Consider the following 19315-nt stretch of genomic DNA (forward strand, 5'->3'; position numbering starts at 1 on the left):
GCTCAGCCACGCGGACCGAGGAGCCCCCGCGCCCTGCCGCGATGCATGCGACGCCCGCCGCGCCCGCTCCGGCCGCGAGGCCGCTCGCCGCCCCGGCCGCGAGCGCGACCGCCGCCGGCGAGCCCCGCGGCCAGGGCGCCGCCCGCGACCGGCTCGTGGAGGTCGAGCGCAAGGTCGAGGAGGCGTTCGACGGCGTCGAGGCGCGCGTCGCCGAGCTCGCCGCCCGGGCCGGCGTCTCCGCCGGCGCCCACGAGCTTCGCGCTGCGATGGCGCGGCTCCTGCCGGCGCTCCGGGACCGGCTCGGGAGCGCCCCCGCGGACCTGGGGCGGCTGCTCGAGCCGCCGGAGCGGCTCGACCGCGACGGGATGGATCCGCTGCTCGTCGAGCGGGCGGCCCCGCTGGTCGAGCTGCTGTACGCGAGCTGGTGGCGCACCACGGTGCGCGGCATCGAGAACGTCCCCGCGACCGGTCCGGCGATCGTCGTCGCGAACCACGCCGGTGTCGTGCCCTGGGACGCGCTCGTGCTGCGCCACGCCCTGCGGCGCGACCATCCGGCGCACCGGGAGCTCCGTCCGCTGCTCGAGGATCGGGAGGTGGACGCGCCCGTGATCGGCGGCCTCGCGGTCCGGCTCGGCGCGGTGCGCTCGCGCCCGGAGGCGGCGCTGCGCCTGCTCTCCGGCGGCGCGGTCCTCGGCGTCTTCCCGGAGGGGAGCGCCGGGGCCCGGAAGGCCTGGCGCGACCGCTACCGCATCCAGCGCTTCGGGCGCGGAGGGTTCGTGAAGATCGCCCTGCGGGCCGGGGCCACGATCGTGCCCTGCGCCGTGGTCGGGAGCGAGGAGGCTGCGCCCGGGATCTCCCGGACCGGCTGGCTCGCCGAGCGGCTGGGCCTGCCGCTCCTCGCGGCGAACCCCGCGCTCCGCCTCGGCGCCGCGGCGGTGCTCCCGCTCCCCGCCCGGTGGTCGCTCCGCTTCGGCGCTCCGCTCGACCTCAGCGGTCGTGGGACCGCGGCCGCCGAGGACCCCGCCGTCGTGAACGCGCTCACCGAGCAGGTCCGCGCGGCGCTCCAGGCGATGCTCGACGAGGACGTCGCGGCGCGCACCTCCGTGTTCCTGTGATGAGGGGCGCGATCCGGCGACCCCCGCCACGACCGCCGCCTGCGCGCCGGAGCGCGTAGCGAGCGCGACCGGGTGCGTCATCTCGTCGGTCCGCTCGACGCGAACGCACGCCGCGGCAGGGGATGCGTGCCGCGACGGCGAGCACCACCCTCATGAAAGGGAGGAACGACGGCGAGGGGCCGGGCCAGCGCAGGGTGCCCGGAGGAGGGAGGGGAAGATGCTCGAGACGACGACCTTCGAGCCCACGGCCGCGGCGGACGTCCACAAGGAGGCGTTCATCCGCCTCATGGCCGAGACCCTCCCGCTCGCCGGCTACCGGGGCGTCCGCGCGGATCTCCCTGGGTGGGAGGTCCCCGAGGTGATCCACGGCGCGATGCGCGATCACCGGCCCAGCCTCTCGTGCGAGGCCCCCAAGCCGACGTTCCTGGACGTGCTCTCGCCCGGACCGGTGGCGCTCGAGGAGGTGGCGAGCCGGTGGCAGCTCTTCGCCTCCGCCGCCGAGCTCACCGGCGGCGAGTTCCACGTCGTGCTCCCGCGGTGGATCGCCGGGCGCGACGGGCGGACGATCGCGAAGCAGATCGCGGAGCTCGTCGGGGTGCACATCGGGTACATCTGGGCGGTCTGACGGATCGGGCCCTGGTCGCCAACGCTTCCTTCCTTCAGTACCCTGCCCGCCCCCGCCGCTCCGGCTCCTTCTCGGGCGGCGCCTCGGGCAGGTCGGCCTTGCCGGCCTCCACCGCCGCCACCGACCGCAGGAACGCCCAGACCTGGCGCGCCGCGAGCTCGCCGGGCGGGTTCTCCGGCGTGTCCGCCCAGCCCGGGTGGCTGGCGAGCAGCGCCGTGAAGGTCGTCGGCGCGATGCGATCCGCGACCCGGGTCAGGTCGGGCCCGACCTCTCCCCCCGCCTTCCGCAGCCGGTGACAGGCGGTGCAGCGGGCGCCGAAGTGGTCCGCCCCGGGGCGCGCGCCCTCGGGGGCGCCGTACGGGACCGCCAGCGCCCGACCGAACGTGGTGTACCCGTTCACGATCTCGATCGCGACCACGTCGTGCGCCCACCACTGCCGGGCGCGGGGATCCGTGAGCAGCGCCCGCTGGTCCGCCCCCGGCCACGCCACGACCGTGTCCGGGATGGGGACCCCGTCGGCGCGGTCCGCCAGCACCGGGCGCAGCATGCGCACGAAGGTGAGCGGGATCGGGACCGCCCGCCGATCGGCGGTGCGGATCACGGCGGTGTCGGCCCCCTTGACCAGCTCGACCCGCTCGATCGCGAGCTGCGCCAGCTCCGGCCCCTCCCAGACCGCCGTCCGCGAGGTGGCCGGATCCATCCCCTCCACCTTCCGGTGCGGCAGCGCGTCGAGGTCGGCCTTCCCGAGCCGGAACGGGCCGCCCTTCACGGCCCCGCGGACCTCGAGGACCGTCTCGCCGCGAGGCGGGCCGGCCGGCAGCCGGGGTCCGGCGGAGCAGCCGGCGAAGCCGAGGAGGAGCGTTGCGATGGCCTTTTTCATGAGCGGTCTTTGGGCTATGTTCCCGGTCCCCTTCACCGTGGAGCGATCCAGCATGGCACGCGCCTTCATCGGAAGCATGGAATGCCGGGTGACCGTCGACAAGGATCTCGGCGGAAACTGGGCCGTCGCCGTGATCGTCCCCTCCGCGGCGCCACTCATCGTCAAGCTCCAGGGCAACGACAAGGAGAAGGCGACGAAGGGGGCGCTGGAGATCCTCCAGAAGGTCGGGAAGATCGACCGCTTCGAGGTGTAGCGCGTCGGGCCGCGCCGCGCCGCCCGCGCGGCCGAGCCGGACAACTGTCTAGACGTCCTCGCCCGAGGGACCATGCGTGCGCGCCGCGACGGTTTCGCGCGGCGCCCGGCTGCAACCCGGCGAAGGTGCGGGTTACCCGCGCGTCGCACTCGTTGAAGGTGAACATCGTCGAGGTGGACAAGCCCGGGAGGATCACCCCCGGCTTTCCGCCCGTCACCGCGAGGCAGATCGGCTTCCCGGGCTCGAGCGTCGCGCGTGCACGACCACGCCCGCGCCCGACCGAGAGAAGTTTTCGCGGACCACGCGTCCGCCGCGCGGACGGCCGCCGCCTGCCCAAGTCCGGACTTCCGGCGATTCCTCCTCGGCACGCCGGTTGCCCCGCGACGCCCGACCGAGAGAAGCTTTCGCGGACCACGCGTCCGCCGCGCGGACGGCCGCCGCCTGCCCAAGTCCGGACTTCCGGCGATTCCTCCTCGGCACGCCGGTTGCCCTGGGCCTCGGGCATGACCGCGCCCAGGCAACTTTTCGAGGGCACCACCTATCTCGTCACGCGCCGTTGCTCGGAACGCCGCTTCTTCCTCCGGCCGTCGAGGAAGACCGACGCCATCTTCCTGTACGTCCTCGCACTCGCCGCGAACCGGTACGAGATCCAGGTGCACGCGTTCTGCGTGCTCTCGACCCACTTCCACCTGGTCGTAACCGACCCGCACGCCCGGCTCCCCGAGTTCCACCGCTACCTCGACGGCCTGGTCGCCCGGGCGATGAACTGCTCCCTCGGCCGGTGGGACGGCTTCTGGGAGCGAGACAGCTACAGCGCCGTCCGGCTCGAGAACGACAACGCGGTCATCGAGAAGTTGGTCTACGTCCTCGCGAATCCCGTCGCCGCCGGTCTCGTTCGCCGCGGCCTGGAGTGGCCGGGGCTCTGGTCCGATCCCGCCCTGATCGGCGGAGAGCCGATCATCGCCGAGCGGCCGACAGAGTTCTTCCGCAAGATGGGCCGCATGCCGGCCTCGGTGAGCCTCCAGCTCCACAGGCCTCCCGGGTTCGAGTCGGACGCCGCCTTCCCCGAGCGGCTGGGCAAGGAACTGCGCGACGCCGAGGACCGCGCAGCGGCGGAGCTCGCGGGTGAAGGCCGCTCCTTCCTCGGCGCAGCCCGCGTCCTCGCCCAGAAGCCCTACGCGCGCCCCGCTCCCGGCGAGCCGCGGCGGGGGCTCAATCCTCGAGTCGCGTGCCGAACCAAGTGGAAGCGGATCGAGGCCCTCCAGCGGCTCGAGGAGTTCGGATGGGCCTACCGGAAGGCGCTCGAGTTCTGGAGGGCGGGCGTACGCAACGTCCTCTTTCCCCCCGGCACGTGGCTCATGCGCGTCCAGCACGCCGCGCTGTGCGGCGAGGCATGCGGATAGCTCCATCGCTCCACCAGTCAACGCAGGCCCCGCCGACTCTCCCGATGAGCCGCCGCGGGATAGCGCACATCGCCACACCAGCGTTCGAGCACCTTGGATGGCGTTCGGGCTCTCGTTGTGCGCTATTCCCGGCGCTCATTGCGTCTCGTTAGGGAGTCTTGCCTCGCCATTCCGCTCCCGGACCCCGATCCGGGCCATCGTTTGTGCAGTCCCTTCGTCCTCCTTCCCCGCACTACTCTCGGTCGGGGCGGGGACTGATCTGGCCCGTCGTGCGCGGTCCCTTCGTCATCCTTCCCCGCACTACTCTCGGTCGGGGCGGGGGGCGGGGCGTCACGGTCCCTCGACCCGCACGACCCCGTCGGCGGGGAGTGCAGCGAGGAGCGCGGCGAGCGCGGCCTGGACGGCGGCGAGGTCCTTCGACTCGACGGTGAGCTTCACCTTGTGGTCGGCGCCGTCGAACCGGGGGTAGCTCCCGATCTCGACCGCGGGGTGCGCGGCGACGACGGCGTCGAGGGCGGGCGCGAAGACCTCCTCGCCGATCGAGAGGAACACCGAGGCGAGGCGCCAGGGCGGGGCCTGCAGCAGCGGCGCGATGGCGTCGAGCTGGTACCGGAAGAAGCGCGGCACGCCGGGGAGCATCACGACGTTCTCCACCGCGAGCGTCGGGTACCCGGGGTCGCCGAGCAGGCGCGTCCCCTCGGGCACGTCCGCCATCCGGAGGGCGGCGTCGGGCGGCTCGGCGCCGCCGTGGTGCGCCCGGTACATCGCCCGGATGCCGTCCGCGAGCGCCGCGGACCGACCGACGCGGCGGCCGAAAGCGCGGGCGACGGCGCGGGGCGTGAGGTCGTCGTGCGTCGGGCCGACCCCGCCGGAGGTGAAGCACCAGTCCGCGCGCCGCCGGAGCAGGTCGAGCGACCCGACGATGTCCTCCTCGCGGTCCGGCACGGTGTGGACGGCGAGGAGCTGGACGCCGAGCTCCCGCAGGCGTCGGGCGGCATACGGCCCGTTCTCGTCCTGCACCTTCGCCGAGAGGACCTCGCTCCCGATCACGACGAGGGCGGCGGTGGGGGTGTCGGCCATGCTCCCTCCGCGCGCCGGCGGCGCGCTCCTCCGGACCTAATCGAGCGCCGCGACCGCCGCCCAGATCGCCTCGGCCACCGCGTCCACCGCGAGCGCGCCGTCCACCTCGACGATCCGGTCGCCGGCGGCACGGCGGGCCTCCAGCGCCCGCTCGTAGCTCGCGGCGACCCGCCGCTGGAACCCGTCCACCTCGAAGATCTCGCGGTCGAGGCTGGCGGCCCGCCGGCGTGGCAGCGCGACCCGGGGCGACACGCGCAGGAAGACGGTCAGGTCCGGCGCGGGGGCGGCCCGGTTGATCTCCGCGACCCAGTCCATGTCCCCGAACGCCGCGCCCTGGTACGCGAGGGACGAGAGCGTGTACCGGTCCGAGATCACCTGGACGCCGGCGGCGAGCTTGGGCGCGATCTCGTCGGCGTGGTGATCGAGCCGGTCCGCGGCGAAGAGCAGCGCGAGGGCCCGGGGATCGAAGGCGCGGCCGTCGCGGCCGGCGACCCGGCCCGAGAGCACCTGCCGGACGAGCGCCCCCGCGGGCCCGCCGGACGGCTCCGCGGTGACGTGGACGCGGCGCCCGGCGGCGCGGAGCCGCTCGCCGAGGAGCCTCGCCTGCGTGGTGGTGCCCGCCCCGTCCAGCCCCTCGAGGACGACGAAGCGGCCGGCGGCGGTCCTCCGCCGCCTCGCGCCGGAGGCCCCCCGCCCCCGGTGCTTCACGGATCGAGCCTCAGGGTCTCGCGCAGCGCGCGGAGGCGGGCGAAGCGGGCGTCCTCCTCGCGCATGAGCCGCCGCGCCTGCAGCAGCGCGCGGATCGCGAAGAAGAGGATGATCACCGTCACGACGACCGCGACGATGAAGAAGAGCGGGCGCTTGCCGATCACCTTGCGGACGGCGCCCGGCTTGAGCTTCCCCCAGCGGTCCCACGCGAGCTTGAAGCTCGTCCCGGCCCCGATCAACCCCGCGAAGAAGAGGTACAGGCTGCGCCGCACGGAGTCGATGGAGCGGCGCGTCTCGAGCTGCTTCGCGAGGACGTCGTACTCAGCGCGGAGCGCGACGGGGTCGCCGGCGGGCTGCACGGTGGGCTGCGAGGGGGTGCTCATGGGAGGCCGTTTCTATCCTCGCCCGAACCGGGCGGCAATCGCGTCCTGGACCGCGCCGAGGGACGCGGGGAGCTTCACGCCCGGGTTGCGCAGCGCCGGGGTGACGCCCGCGAGCGTGCCCTCGTGGTAGCCGACCTTGAAGTCGGAGAACTTGAGGCCGTGGGCGGTGGAGATCACCACCACCCGCTCCCCCTTCTTCACGACGCCGCGCGCGGCGAGCTTCTCGAGGGCGGCGAGCGCCACGCCGGTGTGCGGGCAGGTGAACATCCCGGCCCGGTCCGCGCGCGCCGCCGCGTCCGCGAGCTCCTGCTCGGTCGCCTGCTCGACGATCCCGTCGAGCGCCTCGAGGGCGCGGAGCGCCCGCTTCGCGGAGACCGGCGCGCCGATCTGGATCGCCGACGCGAGCGTCCGCCGCGCCGTCACCGGCTCCACCTCGACCGAGGGCGTCGGCCGCACGTGCGCGCCGGTGGTCGCCCGCCAGAGCGGGTTCGCGTTCTCCGCCTGGGCGACGACGAGCCGCGGCAGCCGCTCGACGAGGCCGAGCTGCTTCAGGAGCTGGAAGCCCTTCCCCACCGCGCTCGCGTTCCCGAGGTTCCCGCCCGGGATGACGATCCAGTCCGGCGACGTCCAGCCGAGCTGCTGCGCGATCTCGATCGAGGCGGTCTTCTGCCCCTCGATGCGGAGCGAGTTCATCGAGTTCGCGAGGTAGATGTCCTTCGTCTCGGCGAGCTGCCGCACGACGGCCATGCAGCCGTCGAAGTCGGTGTCGAGCTCGAGGACGAGCGCGCCGTTCGAGATCGGCTGGACGAGCTGCGCCGTCGAGATCTTGCCGCGCGGCAGCAGGACCACGCTGGGGATCCCGGCCGCCGCGCAGTACGCGGAGAGCGCCGCCGAGGTGTCGCCCGTGGACGCGCACGCGACCGCCCGGACCGTGCCGCCGCGCGCGCGCATCTCCTTCACGGCGGAGACGAGCACGGTCATCCCGAGGTCCTTGAAGGACCCGGTGTGCGTGACGCCGCACTCCTTCAGCCACACGTCGTCGAGGCCGAGCTCGCGGGCGTACCGATCGATCCGGAGCAGCGGGCTGCCGCCCTCGAACATCGACACGACGTTCTCGTCGGCGAGCTGGGGGTAGACCCACTCCTTCTTGCCCCACACCCCCGAGCCGTACGGCCAGCGCCCCAGCTTGAAGCGGCCGTCGAAGAGGGCCTTCCACTCGTCCGCCGAACGGCCCGCCAAGGCGGCGCGATCGTGCTCGACCTCGAGGAGCCCGCCGCAGCGGGGGCACGAGTAGACGACGTCGGTGAGCGCGGCGCGGAAGTCGCAGCCGCCGGCGCAGCGGAACCAGGCCGAGAAGACGGGCTCCGCCATCGCTACTTCCCGCCCGGGCCCTTCTGGAGGAACCGCTGGATGCGCTCGGCGGCGAGCTGAACCCGCGGCTCGTCCACGATGAGCGCGATCCGGACGAAGCCGTCGCCCGCCTTGCCGAAGCCGATGCCCGGCGCGACGGCGACGCCCGCCTCGTCGATGAGCCGCTTCGCGAACTCGAGCGAGCCGAGGTGCCGGAAGGGCTCCGGGATCGGCGCCCAGGCGAACATGCTCGCGGCGGGGGGCGGGATCTTCCAGCCGGCCTCGCCGAAGTGCCGGACCAGCGCGTCGCGCCGCCGGTGGTACCGGTCGCGGATCTGCACCACCTCGTCGTCGCACTCGTCGAGCGCGGTGACGGCCGCCTGCTGCACGGCGCCGAAGAGCCCGTAGTCGAGGTAGCTCTTCACGCGGGCCGCGGCGGCGACCAGGGTGGCGCTGCCGCCGCAGAAGCCGACGCGCCAGCCCGGCATGCTGTAGCTCTTCGAGAGCGACATGAACTCGAGCGTCCGCTCCCGCGCGCCGGGGACGGCGAGCATCGACGGGGTCTTCTGCCCGTCGAACACGATGTCGCTGTAGGCGAGGTCGGAGACGATGAACAGATCCCGCGCCTCGGCGAACCGGACGATCTTCTCGAAGAGCTCGGGCGTCGCCACCGCGGCGGTGGGGTTCGCCGGGAAGTTCACCACGATGCCCTTCGGCCGCCGCTCGGCCTTCTCGGTGGCCTCGACGAGCGACTCGAAGAAGTCCACGCCCGGGCCGACGGTCACCGGGACCGACTCGGCGCCGGCGAGGACCGCGCCGAAGGCGTGGATCGGGTACGTCGGCGACGGGGCGAGCACGGTGTCGCCCTCGGAGAGCATCGCCATGAGCGCGTGCCCGATCCCCTCCTTGGACCCGATCGAGATGAGCACCTCGCGCTCCGGGTCCAGCTCGACGCCGTGGCGGCGCTTGAACCAGCGGGCCGCGGCCGCGCGCAGCTCGGGGAGACCGCGCGGGTTCAGGTACCGGTGGTAGCGCGGCTCCCGGGCGGCCGCCTCGAGCCGGTCCACGATCCGCTGCGGCGTCGGGGTGTCCGGGTTTCCCATCGAGAAGTCCACCACGTCCACGCCGCGGGCGATCGCCTCGTCGCGGAAGCGATCCGTGATGGTGAACACGTACAGCGGCAGGCGCTTGACGCGCGCGAAGACCTCGGGGTCGTTGAAAGTTTTCATGACGGGACTGGCCAATTTGCCGGGTGCGAGGGCGCTTGGCAAGAGCGGAGGAGGTGCTAGCGAGCGAGCCGGGCGCCGCAGGATGGGCACAGGGCTCCGGAGACGGGGGCGCCGCAGCTGCAGAGGCGCGGCGACTCGGCCTCGGGGGCCGGCGCCGCGCTCGCGATGACCGGGAGGCGCATGCCGCAGCGCCCGCACAGGCGCTGTCCGGGAGCGGCGGGCGTCCGGCAGTACCGGCAGACGACCTGGGCCGGGAACGGCGTCGGGCCGTCGCCGGGGATCCCGGCGGCGGTCCGCTCGAGGTCGGGGAACGCCGGCGCGTCGGCGTCCACGGGCGCCATCGCCGTGGACTCGAGCCCGAGGAGCGGCGACGTGGCCACGTCCGCGCCGGCGGGCAGCCGGCTGGTCTCCATCCCCTCGAGCGGGGTGACGAGCGGGCGGACGGCGGCGCGGCCGAAGCTGCGCCCGCAGACCTCGCACTCGGCGCCCTGGGCCTGGGCGTGCTCGCAGACGGGGCAGACGATCATCGGGACGGAGTGTACCGCACCCGGCGGCCGCGGTCAGGACCGGAACCACGTGCGCGCTGCACGGACCGTCTGCGAGCGCGGCGGCCGGGCGGTCACCCGATGCGTGCGAGGGACAGCCGCCCGGCCCAGCGCCCGGCGAGCGCCTCGCGGGCCGGCGCGTGCTCGGGCCGGCCGAGGTCGGGATCGGCCTCGACGAGCGCGAACGCCTCCTCGCGCGCCTCCTCGAGGATCGCCTCGTCGCGATAGAGGTCTGCGATCTCGAGGAGCCGCTGCCCCGACTGGCGAGTGCCGAGCAGCTCGCCGGGGCCGCGGATCCGGAGATCGACCCGGGCGATCTCGAAGCCGTCCTGCGTCCGCTCCATCGCCCGGAGCCGCTCGCGGGCCTCGTCGCCGGCCCGCTTGAAGTGCGCCACGAGGAGGCAGTGGCTGCGCTCCGCGCCGCGCCCGACCCGGCCGCGGAGCTGGTGGAGCTGGGAGAGCCCGAACCGCTCGGCGTGCTCGACGATCATCACCGTCGCGTTCGGGACGTCCACCCCCACCTCGATCACCGTGGTCGCGACCAGCACGGCCAGCTCGCCGGCGCGGAACCGCGCCATCACCGCCTGCTTCTCCTCCGTCTTCATCCGCCCGTGGAGGAGCCCCACCGCGTGCCCGGCGAAGACCTTCGCGAGGTCCGCCGCGCCGGTGGTCGCGTCGGCGAGGTCGCTCTTCTCCGACTCCTCGACGAGCGGGTACACGACGTACGCCTGGCGCCCGGCCTCGAGCTCCCTCCGCGCGAGGTCGTAGGCGGCCCTGCGCTGCGAGTCGCCGAAGAGCTTCGTCGCGACCGGCGTCCGGCCCGGGGGGAGCTCGCCGATCTTCGACTGGTCGAGGTCGCCGTAGAACGCCAGGGCGAGGGTGCGCGGGATGGGGGTCGCCGTCATCACGAGCACGTCCGGGCGCCGGCCCTTCGAGATGAGCGACGCGCGCTGCCGCACGCCGAACCGGTGCTGCTCGTCCACCACCGCGAGGCCGAGCCGCTCGAACTCGACGTCCTCCTCGAGGAGCGCGTGGGTCCCCACCGCGATCCGCGCCCGGCCCGCCGCCACCGCCGCCCGGGCCTCGCGCTGCCCCTTCCCGCGCGCCGCCGCGCCGACCAGCGCGATCTCGATCCCGCTCCCCGCGAGCCAGCCCGCGAGCGTCCGCGCGTGCTGCTCCGCCAGGATCTCGGTGGGCACCATCAGGGCCGCCTGATAGCCGGACTGGACCGCCAGCATCATCGCGGCGAAGGCGACGGCGGTCTTGCCGCTGCCCACGTCGCCCTGGAGGAGCCGGTTCATCGGCTCGGGCCGCGCCATGTCGCGGGCGATCTCGGCGAGCGCCCGCTCCTGCGCGCCCGTGAGCCGGAACGGGAGCGGCGCGACGGCGCGGGCGAGCGCCTCCGGCGAGGCGTCGAAGGCGATCCCCGGCTCGGCGCGCACGCCCCGGCGGCGGAGCGCCAGCGCGAGCTGGAGGAAGAACAGCTCCTCGAAGACGAGCCGTCGGAACGCCGGCGTGGCGCGCTCGGCGGCGAGGGCGACGTCCGTGCCGGGGGGCGGGAAGTGTGCCTCGCGGAGCGCCCGGGCGCGGCCGAGGAGGCCGCGGCGCTCCCGGATCGCCGGCGGCACGTCGTCCACCGCGGCGGGCGCCACGTCGTCCACCAGCCGCTTCACGAGCTTGCGGAGCGCGGGGTGCTGGTAGTCGGCGGGCCCCGCGTACACCGGGACGATCAGGCCGAAGTTCGCCGAGTCGCCGGCCTGGACCTTCTCCACCTCGGGCTGGCTCATCTGCCGCCGTGCCCCGAAGCCCTCGGTGACCTTGCCCGAGCACAGGAGCGACTCGCCCGCCTGGAACTGCTTGAGGCGCCAGGGCGGCGGGTTGAAGAAGACGAGCTCGAGGGCGGAGCCGGCCTCGGCGACGCCGACCTTGAGGAGCGGGCGACCGTTGCGCATCCGCTGGACGCGGACGTGGGTGACGGTGCCGAGCACGCTCGCCTCGTCGCCGAGCGTGAGCTCGGAGATCCGGCGGACCCGGGTCCGGTCCTGGTACGCCTTCGGCCAGAACTCGAGCGCGTCCTCCGCCGTGAGGTAGCCGCGCTCCTCGAGCTGGGCCCGGGGCGCGGGGTGGGCGCGCGGGAGGTCCGCGAGCCGCGTCGCGAGCAGGGCGCGACGCCGGGCGCGCTCCTCGGCCGTCTGCGCGTCCGGGAGCGGCTGCCAAGGCTTGCGAGGGGGCCCGAGCTCCGTGCCCGGGTCGGCGGTCTCCCCCTCGGGCCCGTCGCCGCCGGAGGCACGACGCCCGCTCCTCGCGGCGAAGGTTTCGGTCGGGGCCGCGGGCGCGCTCGCCCCCATCGTCGCGGTCGCCCCGCTCGCCCTGAGCGTAGCGCCGCGCCCTGGGCGCGGCGCGGAGTCGAAGGGCGAGGCACCGTGCTGCCCCCGAGATTCGCCCCCACGCGCGGGAGGTCTGCTCGCCGCGACCGGAGGGACGGTCGCGCTCGCGCCGCCGGCCGCGTGCTCCCCCTGACGCCCGCCGCCCGGCGCTCGAGGCCCCTTCTCCGAGACCTGCTCCCTGCTCGCCCGCGAGCCGCCGACCACGACCCTCCCCGCCCGCGCCACGGCCCGCAGCTCCTCCGGGACCGGCACGAGCGCGGCGACGTCGGCGGTGATGCGGGCGATCGCCTGCTTGCGCGCCGCCCCGGCCAGCGCATCGAAGCCCGCCGCCTCCGCCTCGAGCCGGCGCAGCGCGGGCGTGTCCGCCGCGCCGAGGCCGCGGGCGCGCGCGACGGCCTCCCGGAGCGTGTCGCCGAACGCGACGAGCCGGCTCGCGCCGGCGAAGCCGTTCGCGGCGGCGAACCGGAGCGGCGGGATGAGCGCCTCGAGCGCGCGCGCGGCGGCGAGGCCGGGGAGCTCCCCCGCCCCCGCTCCCTCCCCGCCGCAGCCGCCGTCCCTCCGCTCCACGGGCCGACGCTATCCGCCGGGTCCGACGTCTACTCGGACTCGACCGAGAGCTCCTCCTCGACGAACTCGACCGCCTGGATCTCGTACTCCTTCGGGCCGCCGGGCGTCCGGACGGTCACCTCGTCGCCCTCGCTGCGCCCGATGAGCGCGCGGGCGATCGGGCTCGTGACCGAGATCTTGCCCTGCTTCAGGTCGGCCTCGATCTCGCCCACGATCCGATACCTCACCTGGTCGCCGGACTCCCCGTCCTCGAGGGTCACCGTCGCGCCGAAGACCACGCGGTCGCCCGCGAGCCGGGCGACGTCGATCACCTCCGCGCTGGCGATCCAGTGCTCGACCTGCTGGATCCGCCCCTCGACGTGCGACTGCTTCTCCTTCGCGGCGTGGTACTCGGCGTTCTCGGAGAGGTCCCCGTGCGCGAGCGCCTCGGAGATCTCCTTCACGATCTTGGGACGCTCGATGGACTTGAGGCGCTTGAGCTCCTCCTTCAGTCGGAGGAGACCGCCCTTGGTCATCGGAACGCGATCGGACATCTCTTCACCTCTCAAAAAAAACGAAGGGCGGCCGACCCGAGAAGCCCGGGCGGCCGCTTCCTCTCCGTCTTCGAATAGGCCGGGCCGGGGCCCCTGTCAACGTCCAGGACGGCCGGCCGAGCTCCCGGCGTGGTACTCTTGGAGCGAACGGACGGTCGGCTTTCCGCCCTGGGCGACCTCGATCGCCCCCACCGCGGCGCGGGCCCCGGTGAGCGTCGTGAAGTACGGCAGCCCCTTCATGAGCGTCTCGCGCCGGATCGCGAAGCTGTCGGCGATCTCCTTCTTCCCGGCGGTGGTGTTCACCACGAAGTGGACGTCGCCGTCGATGATGCGGTCCACGATGGAGGGCCGCCCCTCCACCACCTTCTTCACGAGCGTGGTGGCGATCCCCCGCTCGCCGAGGTAGGCGCTCGTACCCGCGGTGGAGAGCACCTCGAACCCGAGGGCGACCAGGCGGCGGGCGATGTCCACCACCCCCTCCTTGTCGGCGTCCTTCACCGAGACGAAGGCGCGCTTCCCCTCGCCCGTCGCCGGCAGCGTGTTGCCCGCCGCCGCCTGGGCCTTGAAGAACGCGTGGTAGAAGTCGTCCGCGACGCCCATCACCTCGCCGGTGGACTTCATCTCCGGGCCGAGCACGGTGTCCACCCCGCGGAAGCGCGCGAACGGGAACACCGCCTCCTTCACGGAGACGTGGCGCGGGCGCCCCACCCCGAGCGCGCCCGCCTCGGCGAGCGACTTGCCCACCATGCAGAGCGCGCCCGCCTTCGCGAGCGGGAGCCCCGTCGCCTTGCCGACGAAGGGGACCGTGCGGCTGGCGCGCGGGTTCACCTCGAGGATGTAGATGTCCTTCCCCTGGATGGCGAACTGGACGTTCATCAGGCCGATGACGCCGAGCTCCTTCGCCAGCTCGACGGACTGGCGCTCGATCTCGGCGACCACCTCCGGCTGGAGGCTGTACGGCGGGAGCGCGCACGCCGAGTCGCCGGAGTGGATGCCGGCCTCCTCGATGTGCTCCATCACGCCGCCGACGACCACGTCCTTGCCGTCGGAGACCACGTCCACGTCCACCTCGGCGGCGTCGCGGAGGAAGCGGTCGATGAGGACCGGCCGATCGTTGGACGCCTGGACCGCCTCGCGCAGGTAGGTGCGGAGGTCGTTGTCGTCGAAGACGACCTCCATCGCCCGGCCGCCGAGCACGTACGAGGGCCGGACCATCGTGGGGTAGCCGATGCGGTGGGCGACCGCGAACGCCTCCTCGGCGCTGCGGGCCACGCCGTTCTTCGGCTGGCGGAGCTGGAGCTTCTCGATGAGCGCGGAGAACCGCTCGCGATCCTCGGCCCGGTCGATCGCGTCCGGGGTGGTGCCGAAGATCGGCACGCCCGCCTCGCTGAGCGGCACCGCGAGCTTGAGCGGCGTCTGGCCGCCGTACTGCACGATGAGCCCCTTCGGCTTCTCGACGTGGACGATCTCGAGCACGTCCTCGAGCGTGAGCGGCTCGAAGTAGAGGCGATCCGAGGTGTCGTAGTCGGTCGAGACCGTCTCCGGGTTGCAGTTGACCATGATGGTCTCGAACCCGGCCGCCTGGAGCGCGAAGGACGCGTGGACGCAGCAGTAGTCGAACTCGATGCCCTGCCCGATCCGGTTCGGCCCGCCGCCGAGGATCATCACCTTGGGCCGGTCGGTGGGCGCCGCCTCGCACTCCTCTTCGTACGTCGAGTAGAGGTAGGGCGTGAACGCCTCGAACTCGGCGGCGCAGGTGTCCACCCGCTTGAACACGGGGCGGACGCCGGCGGCGTGACGGACCTCGCGCACGGCCTTCTCGGTCGTCCCGGCGAGCTGGGCGATCCGCTTGTCGGAGAAGCCCCGCCGCTTCACGGCGCGCATCGCCGCGGCGCCCTGCGGCACGCCGCGCGCGAGCTCCCGCTCCACCGCCACGAGCTCCTCGATCTCGCGGAGGAACCAGCGGTCCACGTAGGTGAGCGCGTACAGGTCCTCGACGGAGAGCCCCGCGCGGAAGCCCTCGGCGAGCCAGAAGAGCCGCTGCGCGCGCGGCTCGCGGGCGCCGGCCTTCACCTTCTCGAGCTCGTCCGGCGAGTAGGCGTCGCCCGGCCGCTTCCCGAGCGGCGACTCGAGGCCGGCGCGGTCGGTCTCCAGCCCGCGGATCGCCTTCTGGAGGCTCTCCTGGAAGGTCCGGCCGATGGCCATCACCTCGCCGACGGACTTCATCTGCGTGGTGAGGGTGTCGTCCGCGCCCTTGAACTTCTCGAAGGCGAAGCGCGGGACCTTCGTGACGACGTAGTCGATGGTCGGCTCGAACGACGCCGGCGTGACGCGGGTGATGTCGTTCTTGAGCTCGTCGAGCGTGTAGCCCACCGCGAGCTTCGCGGCGATCTTCGCGATGGGGAACCCGGTCGCCTTGGAGGCGAGCGCGGAGGAGCGCGACACGCGCGGGTTCATCTCGATGACCACCATCCGGCCGGTGGTCGGGTGGACGCCGAACTGGATGTTCGACCCGCCGGTCTCGACGCCGATCTCGCGGATGATGCGGATGCCCACGTCGCGCATCCGCTGGTACTCCTTGTCGGTGAGCGTCTGCGCCGGGGCGACGGTGATGGAGTCGCCGGTGTGGACGCCCATCGGGTCGAAGTTCTCGATCGAGCAGATGACGACGACGTTGTCCCGCTTGTCGCGCATCACCTCGAGCTCGTACTCCTTCCACCCGATGATCGACTCCTCGCAGAGGATCGTGTGGGTGGGGGAGAGCGACAGCGCGCGCCGCGCGAGCGGCTCGAACTCCGCGAGGTTGTAGGCGACGCCGCCCCCCTCGCCGCCCATGGTGAAGCTCGGGCGGATGATGATCGGGAAGCCGATGTCGCGGGCGATGGCCCGCGCCTCCTCCCAGCTCCTGGCGTACCCGGACTTGGGCAGCTCCACGTGGATCCGCTCCATCGCCTCCTTGAAGAGGAGCCGGTCCTCGGCCTTCTCGATGGCCTCGAGCTGCGCGCCGATGAGCTCCACGCCGTGCCGCTTCAGCGCGCCGTTCTTCGAGAGGGCGACCGCGAGGTTCAGCGCCGTCTGGCCGCCGAGGGTCGGGAGCAGGACGTCCGGCTTCTCGCGGGCGAGGATCTGCTCCGCGAACTCCGGGGTGATGGGCTCGACGTAGGTCCGGTCGGCCAGCCCGGGGTCGGTCATGATGGTGGCCGGGTTGGAGTTGAGGAGGACGATCTCGTACCCCTCCTCCTTCAAGGCCTTGCATGCCTGCGTGCCCGAATAGTCGAACTCGCAGGCCTGCCCGATGACGATGGGCCCGGAGCCCACGATCATGATCTTCTTGATGTCGGTACGACGCGGCATGGGGCGGGGAAACTAGCACACGGGCGTGCGCCCATGTAACCCGCATCATGGAGAAAATCCGCCCACGAAGCGACGGCGACGCGGCCGCCCGGCCGGGGACCGGGGGCTCAGGGAACGCGCTGCCCCGAGGCGTCCTTCTCGCGGGCGGCGTGCACCGCCTCGAGGAGCTTGCGGACCTTCGGGAACCGCGCGCCCAGGGCGGCCACCACCGGCGCCGGGAAGATCACCGCCGAGACGTCCGTCCCCGCGACGAGGGCGGCGCTCCGGCCCGTGCCGAGGACCCGCCCCTCCCCGAAGAACGCGCCGCGCTCGAGCTGGGCGACCTCGACCCCGCCGGCGGTCGCGACCGCGCGGCCGTCGAGGACGAGGTAGAAGCCCTCGTCCCCCTCGCCGGAGATCGCCTCGCCCGCGGCCCAGGTCGCCTGCTGCGCGAGCTGGAGCAGGTCGTGCCGCGCCTCGGGGTCGAGCGACCGGAAGAGCAGGCTCGACTCGACGAAGGCGGTGGTCGCGAGGTCTCCCAGGACCTCCCGGGGCGCGCTGGCCATGGGCGGGCAAGCTAGCACAGGCTCGCCGGCCCGGGAGCGATTTCCCGGGCGCGGACGCGGAGAACGTCCGCGATCCGACCCGGCGCCGCCGGCGGCCTCGACCGAGAGAAGTTTCGCGGCCCCGACCGAGAGAAGTTCGCCGCGCGGCCCCGACCGAGAGAAGTTTCTCGGCCGCGGAGCTCCGCGGCGGCTCAGCCGCGAGGTGCGGCCGGCGCGCGCCCGAGCTTCCGCTGCAGCGCGACGATGACGGCGGGCGGCACGAACGCGCTGACGTCGCCGCCGAAGGTCGCCACCTCCCGGACCAGCCGCGCCGAGACGAAGAAGTAGTCCTCGCCCGTCATCACGAACACCGACTCGAAATCGGGCAGGAGGCGGTTGTTCATGTTGGCGAGCTGGAACTCGTACTCGAAGTCCGACACCGCCCGGAGCCCGCGCAGCACGGTGGGGATGCCGCGCCGGCGCGCGTAGTCCACGAGGAGCCCGTCGAACGAGTCCACCTCCACGCGCGGGTCCTCGCCGACCACCTCGCGGATGAGCGCCCTGCGCTCGTCCGCGGTGAAGAGCGGCGACTTCTGGGGGTTGTTGGCGACCGCGACCACGAGCCGGTCGAAGAGCTTGAGCCCGCGCTGGATGATCGCGAGGTGCCCGTTGGTGAGCGGGTCGAACGAGCCGGGGTAGATGGCGGTGCGGGCCATGTCGGGCGCGGAGTATGGCTCAGTCGCGCCGGTAGATCGAGATTCCCGTCCCGCCGTAGGCGCGCCGATCCACCAGCACCAGCCCGCCGGAGCGGTCGGGCGGGGGGCGGCGGGCGTCGTGCTCGGCGACCGCGCGGCCGCCGCGCGCGAGGAGCGGCTCCAGCGCGGCGAGGGCGGCGTCCGGCCCTTCGGCGTAGGGCGGGTCGGCGAAGGCGAGGAGGAACCGCCCGCGCGGCAGGCGGGCGAGCGCCTCCGGGACGCGCCCCCGGAGCACCTCCAGCCGGTCGCCGAAGCCGAGCGCCGCGGCGTTCCGCGCGATCGTCTCGGCCGCGACGCGGTCGGCCTCGACGCAGACGGCCCGGTCGCAGCCGCGGGAGAGCGCCTCGAGGGCGAGCGCGCCGGTCCCGGCGTAGAGGTCGAGGACGTCGCCGCCCTCGAAGAACTGCCCGAGCAGGTTGAACACCGCCCCGCGCACCTTCTCGCTGGTGGGCCGCGTCCGCATCCCGCGGGGCGCCGCGAGCCGCCGCCCGCGCGCGGTGCCGGCGATGATCCGCGTCATCGCGCCTCGAGCTGGCGCTCGAGCGCCCGCGCCATGCGGACCGCGCTCCCCGGCGCGCCGAGCGCCTCGAGGAACCCGCTCACCTCGACGTACGCCCGCGCCTCGAGCCGCTCCGCGGCGCCGTCCGACAGCTCGGCCGCGGCCCGCTCGAGCCGGCTCGCGCGCGTCGTCGTTTCATGGTCCTCGGGACCCGCGCCGGCCGGGCCGGCGCCGGAGGAGATCAGCGCCCACGGGATGAGGCTCAGCGCGTTCGCCGCCGCCCGCCCGCCGTCGTCGCACGCCTTCACCGGCGAGCCGCGCAGGAGCTCGAGCAGCGCGGGCGTCACCGGTCCCCGGCGCATCACCGGCACCCCCGCCGCCGCCGCGCAGACGCGGGCGAGCGCCGCCGCCTGCAGCCGCGCCTCGCCGGCGCTCGACGGCTCCGGACAGCGGACGCTCACGACGTCCGGCGGCGCGCCCCGCCGGGTCAGCTCCTCGACGAGCGCTCCCGCGCGGGCCGCGCCGTCCGGCCCCTCCTCGAGCGGCAGCACGCACTCGAGGCCGAGCCCGCGCTCCACCGGGCCGGCGGCCACCTCGGCGAGCACGCGCCCCCGCTCCGCCGGCGCCACCGCGCCCGCGTCCACGGCGAGGTGCGTCATCCCCGCGTCCACCAGCCGCCACGCCTCGTGCGACGCGCGCTCGACCTCGGCCGCGCCCTCCCCCTCCACGACCACGTCGGCGGAGAGGAAGATCGGAAGGCCGGCCGCGACCTCGTCCGCCGCGCGCGTCACCGCCTCGAACCAGGGCTCCGGGAGCGCGCCGTGCGGCAGCGCGAGGCCGATCGCGGAGCGGTGCTCCTTGGCCGCGACGAGCGCCGCGGGGGCCCCCCCCGCGCAGGGGGCGCGCCCGACCGCGCGGGCGCGGCGGGGGGCGGGCCCGTGGGCCCGGCCCCCCGCCGCGCGCCCCCCGCCGGCGGGGGGCCCCCCCACGACCGGGAGGACGAGGCGGAGGGCGGCCGCGGGGCCGAGCAGGTCGCGGAGCGAGATCGGGCACGCGTCGCTCCGCGGCGCGAGCCGCTCGACGACGCTCGCCGGCCGGAACGCGAGGATCCGCGAGAGCATCACG

18 protein-coding genes are annotated in these 19315 nt (G+C 74.2%); 4 read left to right on the plus strand and 14 right to left on the minus strand.

Annotated elements, in window-relative coordinates:
• Together MNZ27_RS08050 and MNZ27_RS08055 are read left to right on the plus strand one after the other, a co-directional pair.
• Nucleotides 1-1115: lysophospholipid acyltransferase family protein (locus MNZ27_RS08050; protein ID WP_242393528.1), on the plus strand; the 1115-nt coding region annotated here is incomplete at its 5' end.
• 217 nt (nt 1116-1332) lie between these two features.
• Entirely contained in the window at nt 1333-1740 is a 408-nt protein-coding gene (locus MNZ27_RS08055) for a hypothetical protein (protein ID WP_242393529.1), read from the plus strand.
• A gap of 34 nt (nt 1741-1774) precedes the next feature.
• On the opposite strand, the gene MNZ27_RS08060 is transcribed toward MNZ27_RS08055, so the two are convergent.
• Complete coding sequence (locus MNZ27_RS08060; RefSeq protein ID WP_242393530.1) at nt 1775-2620, minus strand: cytochrome c; 846 nt, start codon at nt 2618-2620, stop codon at nt 1775-1777.
• Between the two features lie 88 nt (nt 2621-2708).
• Between MNZ27_RS08060 and MNZ27_RS08065 the strand changes: the two genes are divergently transcribed.
• Both MNZ27_RS08065 and MNZ27_RS08070 read left to right on the plus strand, forming a co-directional pair.
• A complete protein-coding gene (locus MNZ27_RS08065) occupies nt 2709-2873 on the plus strand; it encodes a hypothetical protein (protein ID WP_242393531.1) in 165 nt (54 codons plus the stop codon).
• A gap of 503 nt (nt 2874-3376) precedes the next feature.
• Nucleotides 3377-4276: a hypothetical protein gene (locus tag MNZ27_RS08070; protein WP_242393532.1), complete on the plus strand. Its 900-nt coding sequence runs from the start codon at nt 3377-3379 to the stop codon at nt 4274-4276.
• Between the two features lie 330 nt (nt 4277-4606).
• On the opposite strand, the gene MNZ27_RS08075 is transcribed toward MNZ27_RS08070, so the two are convergent.
• The 13 genes from MNZ27_RS08075 to MNZ27_RS08135 all read right to left on the minus strand — a co-directional run bounded on the left by MNZ27_RS08075 (nt 4607) and on the right by MNZ27_RS08135 (nt 19311).
• Nucleotides 4607-5356, minus strand: a complete 750-nt coding sequence (locus tag MNZ27_RS08075) for a competence/damage-inducible protein A (RefSeq protein WP_242393533.1) — start codon at nt 5354-5356, stop codon at nt 4607-4609.
• A gap of 36 nt (nt 5357-5392) precedes the next feature.
• Nucleotides 5393-6064, minus strand: coding sequence for a dTMP kinase (gene tmk / locus MNZ27_RS08080; protein WP_242393534.1), 672 nt, complete (start codon nt 6062-6064; stop codon nt 5393-5395).
• Nucleotides 6061-6447 (minus strand): hypothetical protein, encoded by a 387-nt coding sequence (locus MNZ27_RS08085; RefSeq protein WP_242393535.1) that lies wholly within the window; start codon nt 6445-6447, stop codon nt 6061-6063. The genes tmk and MNZ27_RS08085 overlap by 4 nt, the downstream gene beginning before the upstream one ends.
• A 12-nt stretch (nt 6448-6459) precedes the next feature.
• Nucleotides 6460-7818 (minus strand): threonine synthase, encoded by a 1359-nt coding sequence (gene thrC, locus MNZ27_RS08090; RefSeq protein ID WP_242393536.1) that lies wholly within the window; start codon nt 7816-7818, stop codon nt 6460-6462.
• Nucleotides 7819-7820: 2 nt separating this feature from the next.
• Nucleotides 7821-9026 carry an aminotransferase class I/II-fold pyridoxal phosphate-dependent enzyme gene (locus MNZ27_RS08095; RefSeq protein WP_242393537.1) on the minus strand — a complete coding sequence of 402 codons (1206 nt, stop codon included), beginning with the start codon at nt 9024-9026 and terminating at the stop codon, nt 7821-7823.
• 56 nt (nt 9027-9082) lie between these two features.
• The gene (locus MNZ27_RS08100; RefSeq protein ID WP_242393538.1) at nt 9083-9553 is read right to left on the minus strand and encodes a hypothetical protein; all 471 of its coding nucleotides are present in this window, start codon (nt 9551-9553) and stop codon (nt 9083-9085) included.
• A 92-nt stretch (nt 9554-9645) separates the two neighbouring features.
• Entirely contained in the window at nt 9646-12525 is a 2880-nt protein-coding gene (recG, locus tag MNZ27_RS08105; RefSeq protein WP_242393539.1) for an ATP-dependent DNA helicase RecG, read from the minus strand.
• A 29-nt stretch (nt 12526-12554) separates the two neighbouring features.
• Nucleotides 12555-13058, minus strand: a complete 504-nt coding sequence (gene greA, locus MNZ27_RS08110) for a transcription elongation factor GreA (RefSeq protein ID WP_242393540.1) — start codon at nt 13056-13058, stop codon at nt 12555-12557.
• A 96-nt stretch (nt 13059-13154) separates the two neighbouring features.
• Nucleotides 13155-16412, minus strand: coding sequence for a carbamoyl-phosphate synthase large subunit (gene carB / locus MNZ27_RS08115; RefSeq protein WP_242393541.1), 3258 nt, complete (start codon nt 16410-16412; stop codon nt 13155-13157).
• A 107-nt stretch (nt 16413-16519) separates the two neighbouring features.
• On the minus strand, nt 16520-16957 hold the full coding sequence (locus MNZ27_RS08120) for a Crp/Fnr family transcriptional regulator (RefSeq protein ID WP_242393542.1): 438 nt from the start codon (nt 16955-16957) through the stop codon (nt 16520-16522).
• 191 nt (nt 16958-17148) lie between these two features.
• On the minus strand, nt 17149-17652 hold the full coding sequence (gene coaD / locus MNZ27_RS08125) for a pantetheine-phosphate adenylyltransferase (RefSeq protein WP_242393543.1): 504 nt from the start codon (nt 17650-17652) through the stop codon (nt 17149-17151).
• A gap of 19 nt (nt 17653-17671) precedes the next feature.
• Nucleotides 17672-18211 carry an RsmD family RNA methyltransferase gene (locus MNZ27_RS08130; RefSeq protein ID WP_242393544.1) on the minus strand — a complete coding sequence of 180 codons (540 nt, stop codon included), beginning with the start codon at nt 18209-18211 and terminating at the stop codon, nt 17672-17674.
• On the minus strand, nt 18208-19311 hold the full coding sequence (locus MNZ27_RS08135; RefSeq protein ID WP_242393545.1) for a hypothetical protein: 1104 nt from the start codon (nt 19309-19311) through the stop codon (nt 18208-18210). Before MNZ27_RS08135 ends, MNZ27_RS08130 begins: the two co-directional genes overlap by 4 nt.
• Nucleotides 19312-19315 lie beyond the last annotated feature (4 nt).

This window comes from Anaeromyxobacter oryzisoli, assembly GCF_022690765.1.
In the GTDB taxonomy this organism is placed as follows: domain Bacteria; phylum Myxococcota; class Myxococcia; order Myxococcales; family Anaeromyxobacteraceae; genus Anaeromyxobacter; species Anaeromyxobacter oryzisoli.

Bases quoted from the DNA above. Each gene is read 5' to 3' on its own strand.
- MNZ27_RS08130 (WP_242393544.1), bottom strand. From the start codon at position 18,211: ATGACGCGGATCATCGCCGGCACCGCGCGCGGGCGGCGGCTCGCGGCG.
- MNZ27_RS08055 (WP_242393529.1), top strand. From the start codon at position 1,333: ATGCTCGAGACGACGACCTTCGAGCCCACGGCCGCGGCGGACGTCCAC.
- thrC (WP_242393536.1), bottom strand. From the start codon at position 7,818: ATGGCGGAGCCCGTCTTCTCGGCCTGGTTCCGCTGCGCCGGCGGCTGC.
- greA (WP_242393540.1), bottom strand. From the start codon at position 13,058: ATGTCCGATCGCGTTCCGATGACCAAGGGCGGTCTCCTCCGACTGAAG.
- MNZ27_RS08135 (WP_242393545.1), bottom strand. From the start codon at position 19,311: ATGCTCTCGCGGATCCTCGCGTTCCGGCCGGCGAGCGTCGTCGAGCGG.
- MNZ27_RS08085 (WP_242393535.1), bottom strand. From the start codon at position 6,447: ATGAGCACCCCCTCGCAGCCCACCGTGCAGCCCGCCGGCGACCCCGTC.
- MNZ27_RS08060 (WP_242393530.1), bottom strand. From the start codon at position 2,620: ATGAAAAAGGCCATCGCAACGCTCCTCCTCGGCTTCGCCGGCTGCTCC.
- MNZ27_RS08100 (WP_242393538.1), bottom strand. From the start codon at position 9,553: ATGATCGTCTGCCCCGTCTGCGAGCACGCCCAGGCCCAGGGCGCCGAG.
- carB (WP_242393541.1), bottom strand. From the start codon at position 16,412: ATGCCGCGTCGTACCGACATCAAGAAGATCATGATCGTGGGCTCCGGG.
- MNZ27_RS08075 (WP_242393533.1), bottom strand. From the start codon at position 5,356: ATGGCCGACACCCCCACCGCCGCCCTCGTCGTGATCGGGAGCGAGGTC.
- MNZ27_RS08070 (WP_242393532.1), top strand. From the start codon at position 3,377: ATGACCGCGCCCAGGCAACTTTTCGAGGGCACCACCTATCTCGTCACG.
- MNZ27_RS08095 (WP_242393537.1), bottom strand. From the start codon at position 9,026: ATGAAAACTTTCAACGACCCCGAGGTCTTCGCGCGCGTCAAGCGCCTG.
- coaD (WP_242393543.1), bottom strand. From the start codon at position 17,652: ATGGCCCGCACCGCCATCTACCCCGGCTCGTTCGACCCGCTCACCAAC.
- MNZ27_RS08120 (WP_242393542.1), bottom strand. From the start codon at position 16,957: ATGGCCAGCGCGCCCCGGGAGGTCCTGGGAGACCTCGCGACCACCGCC.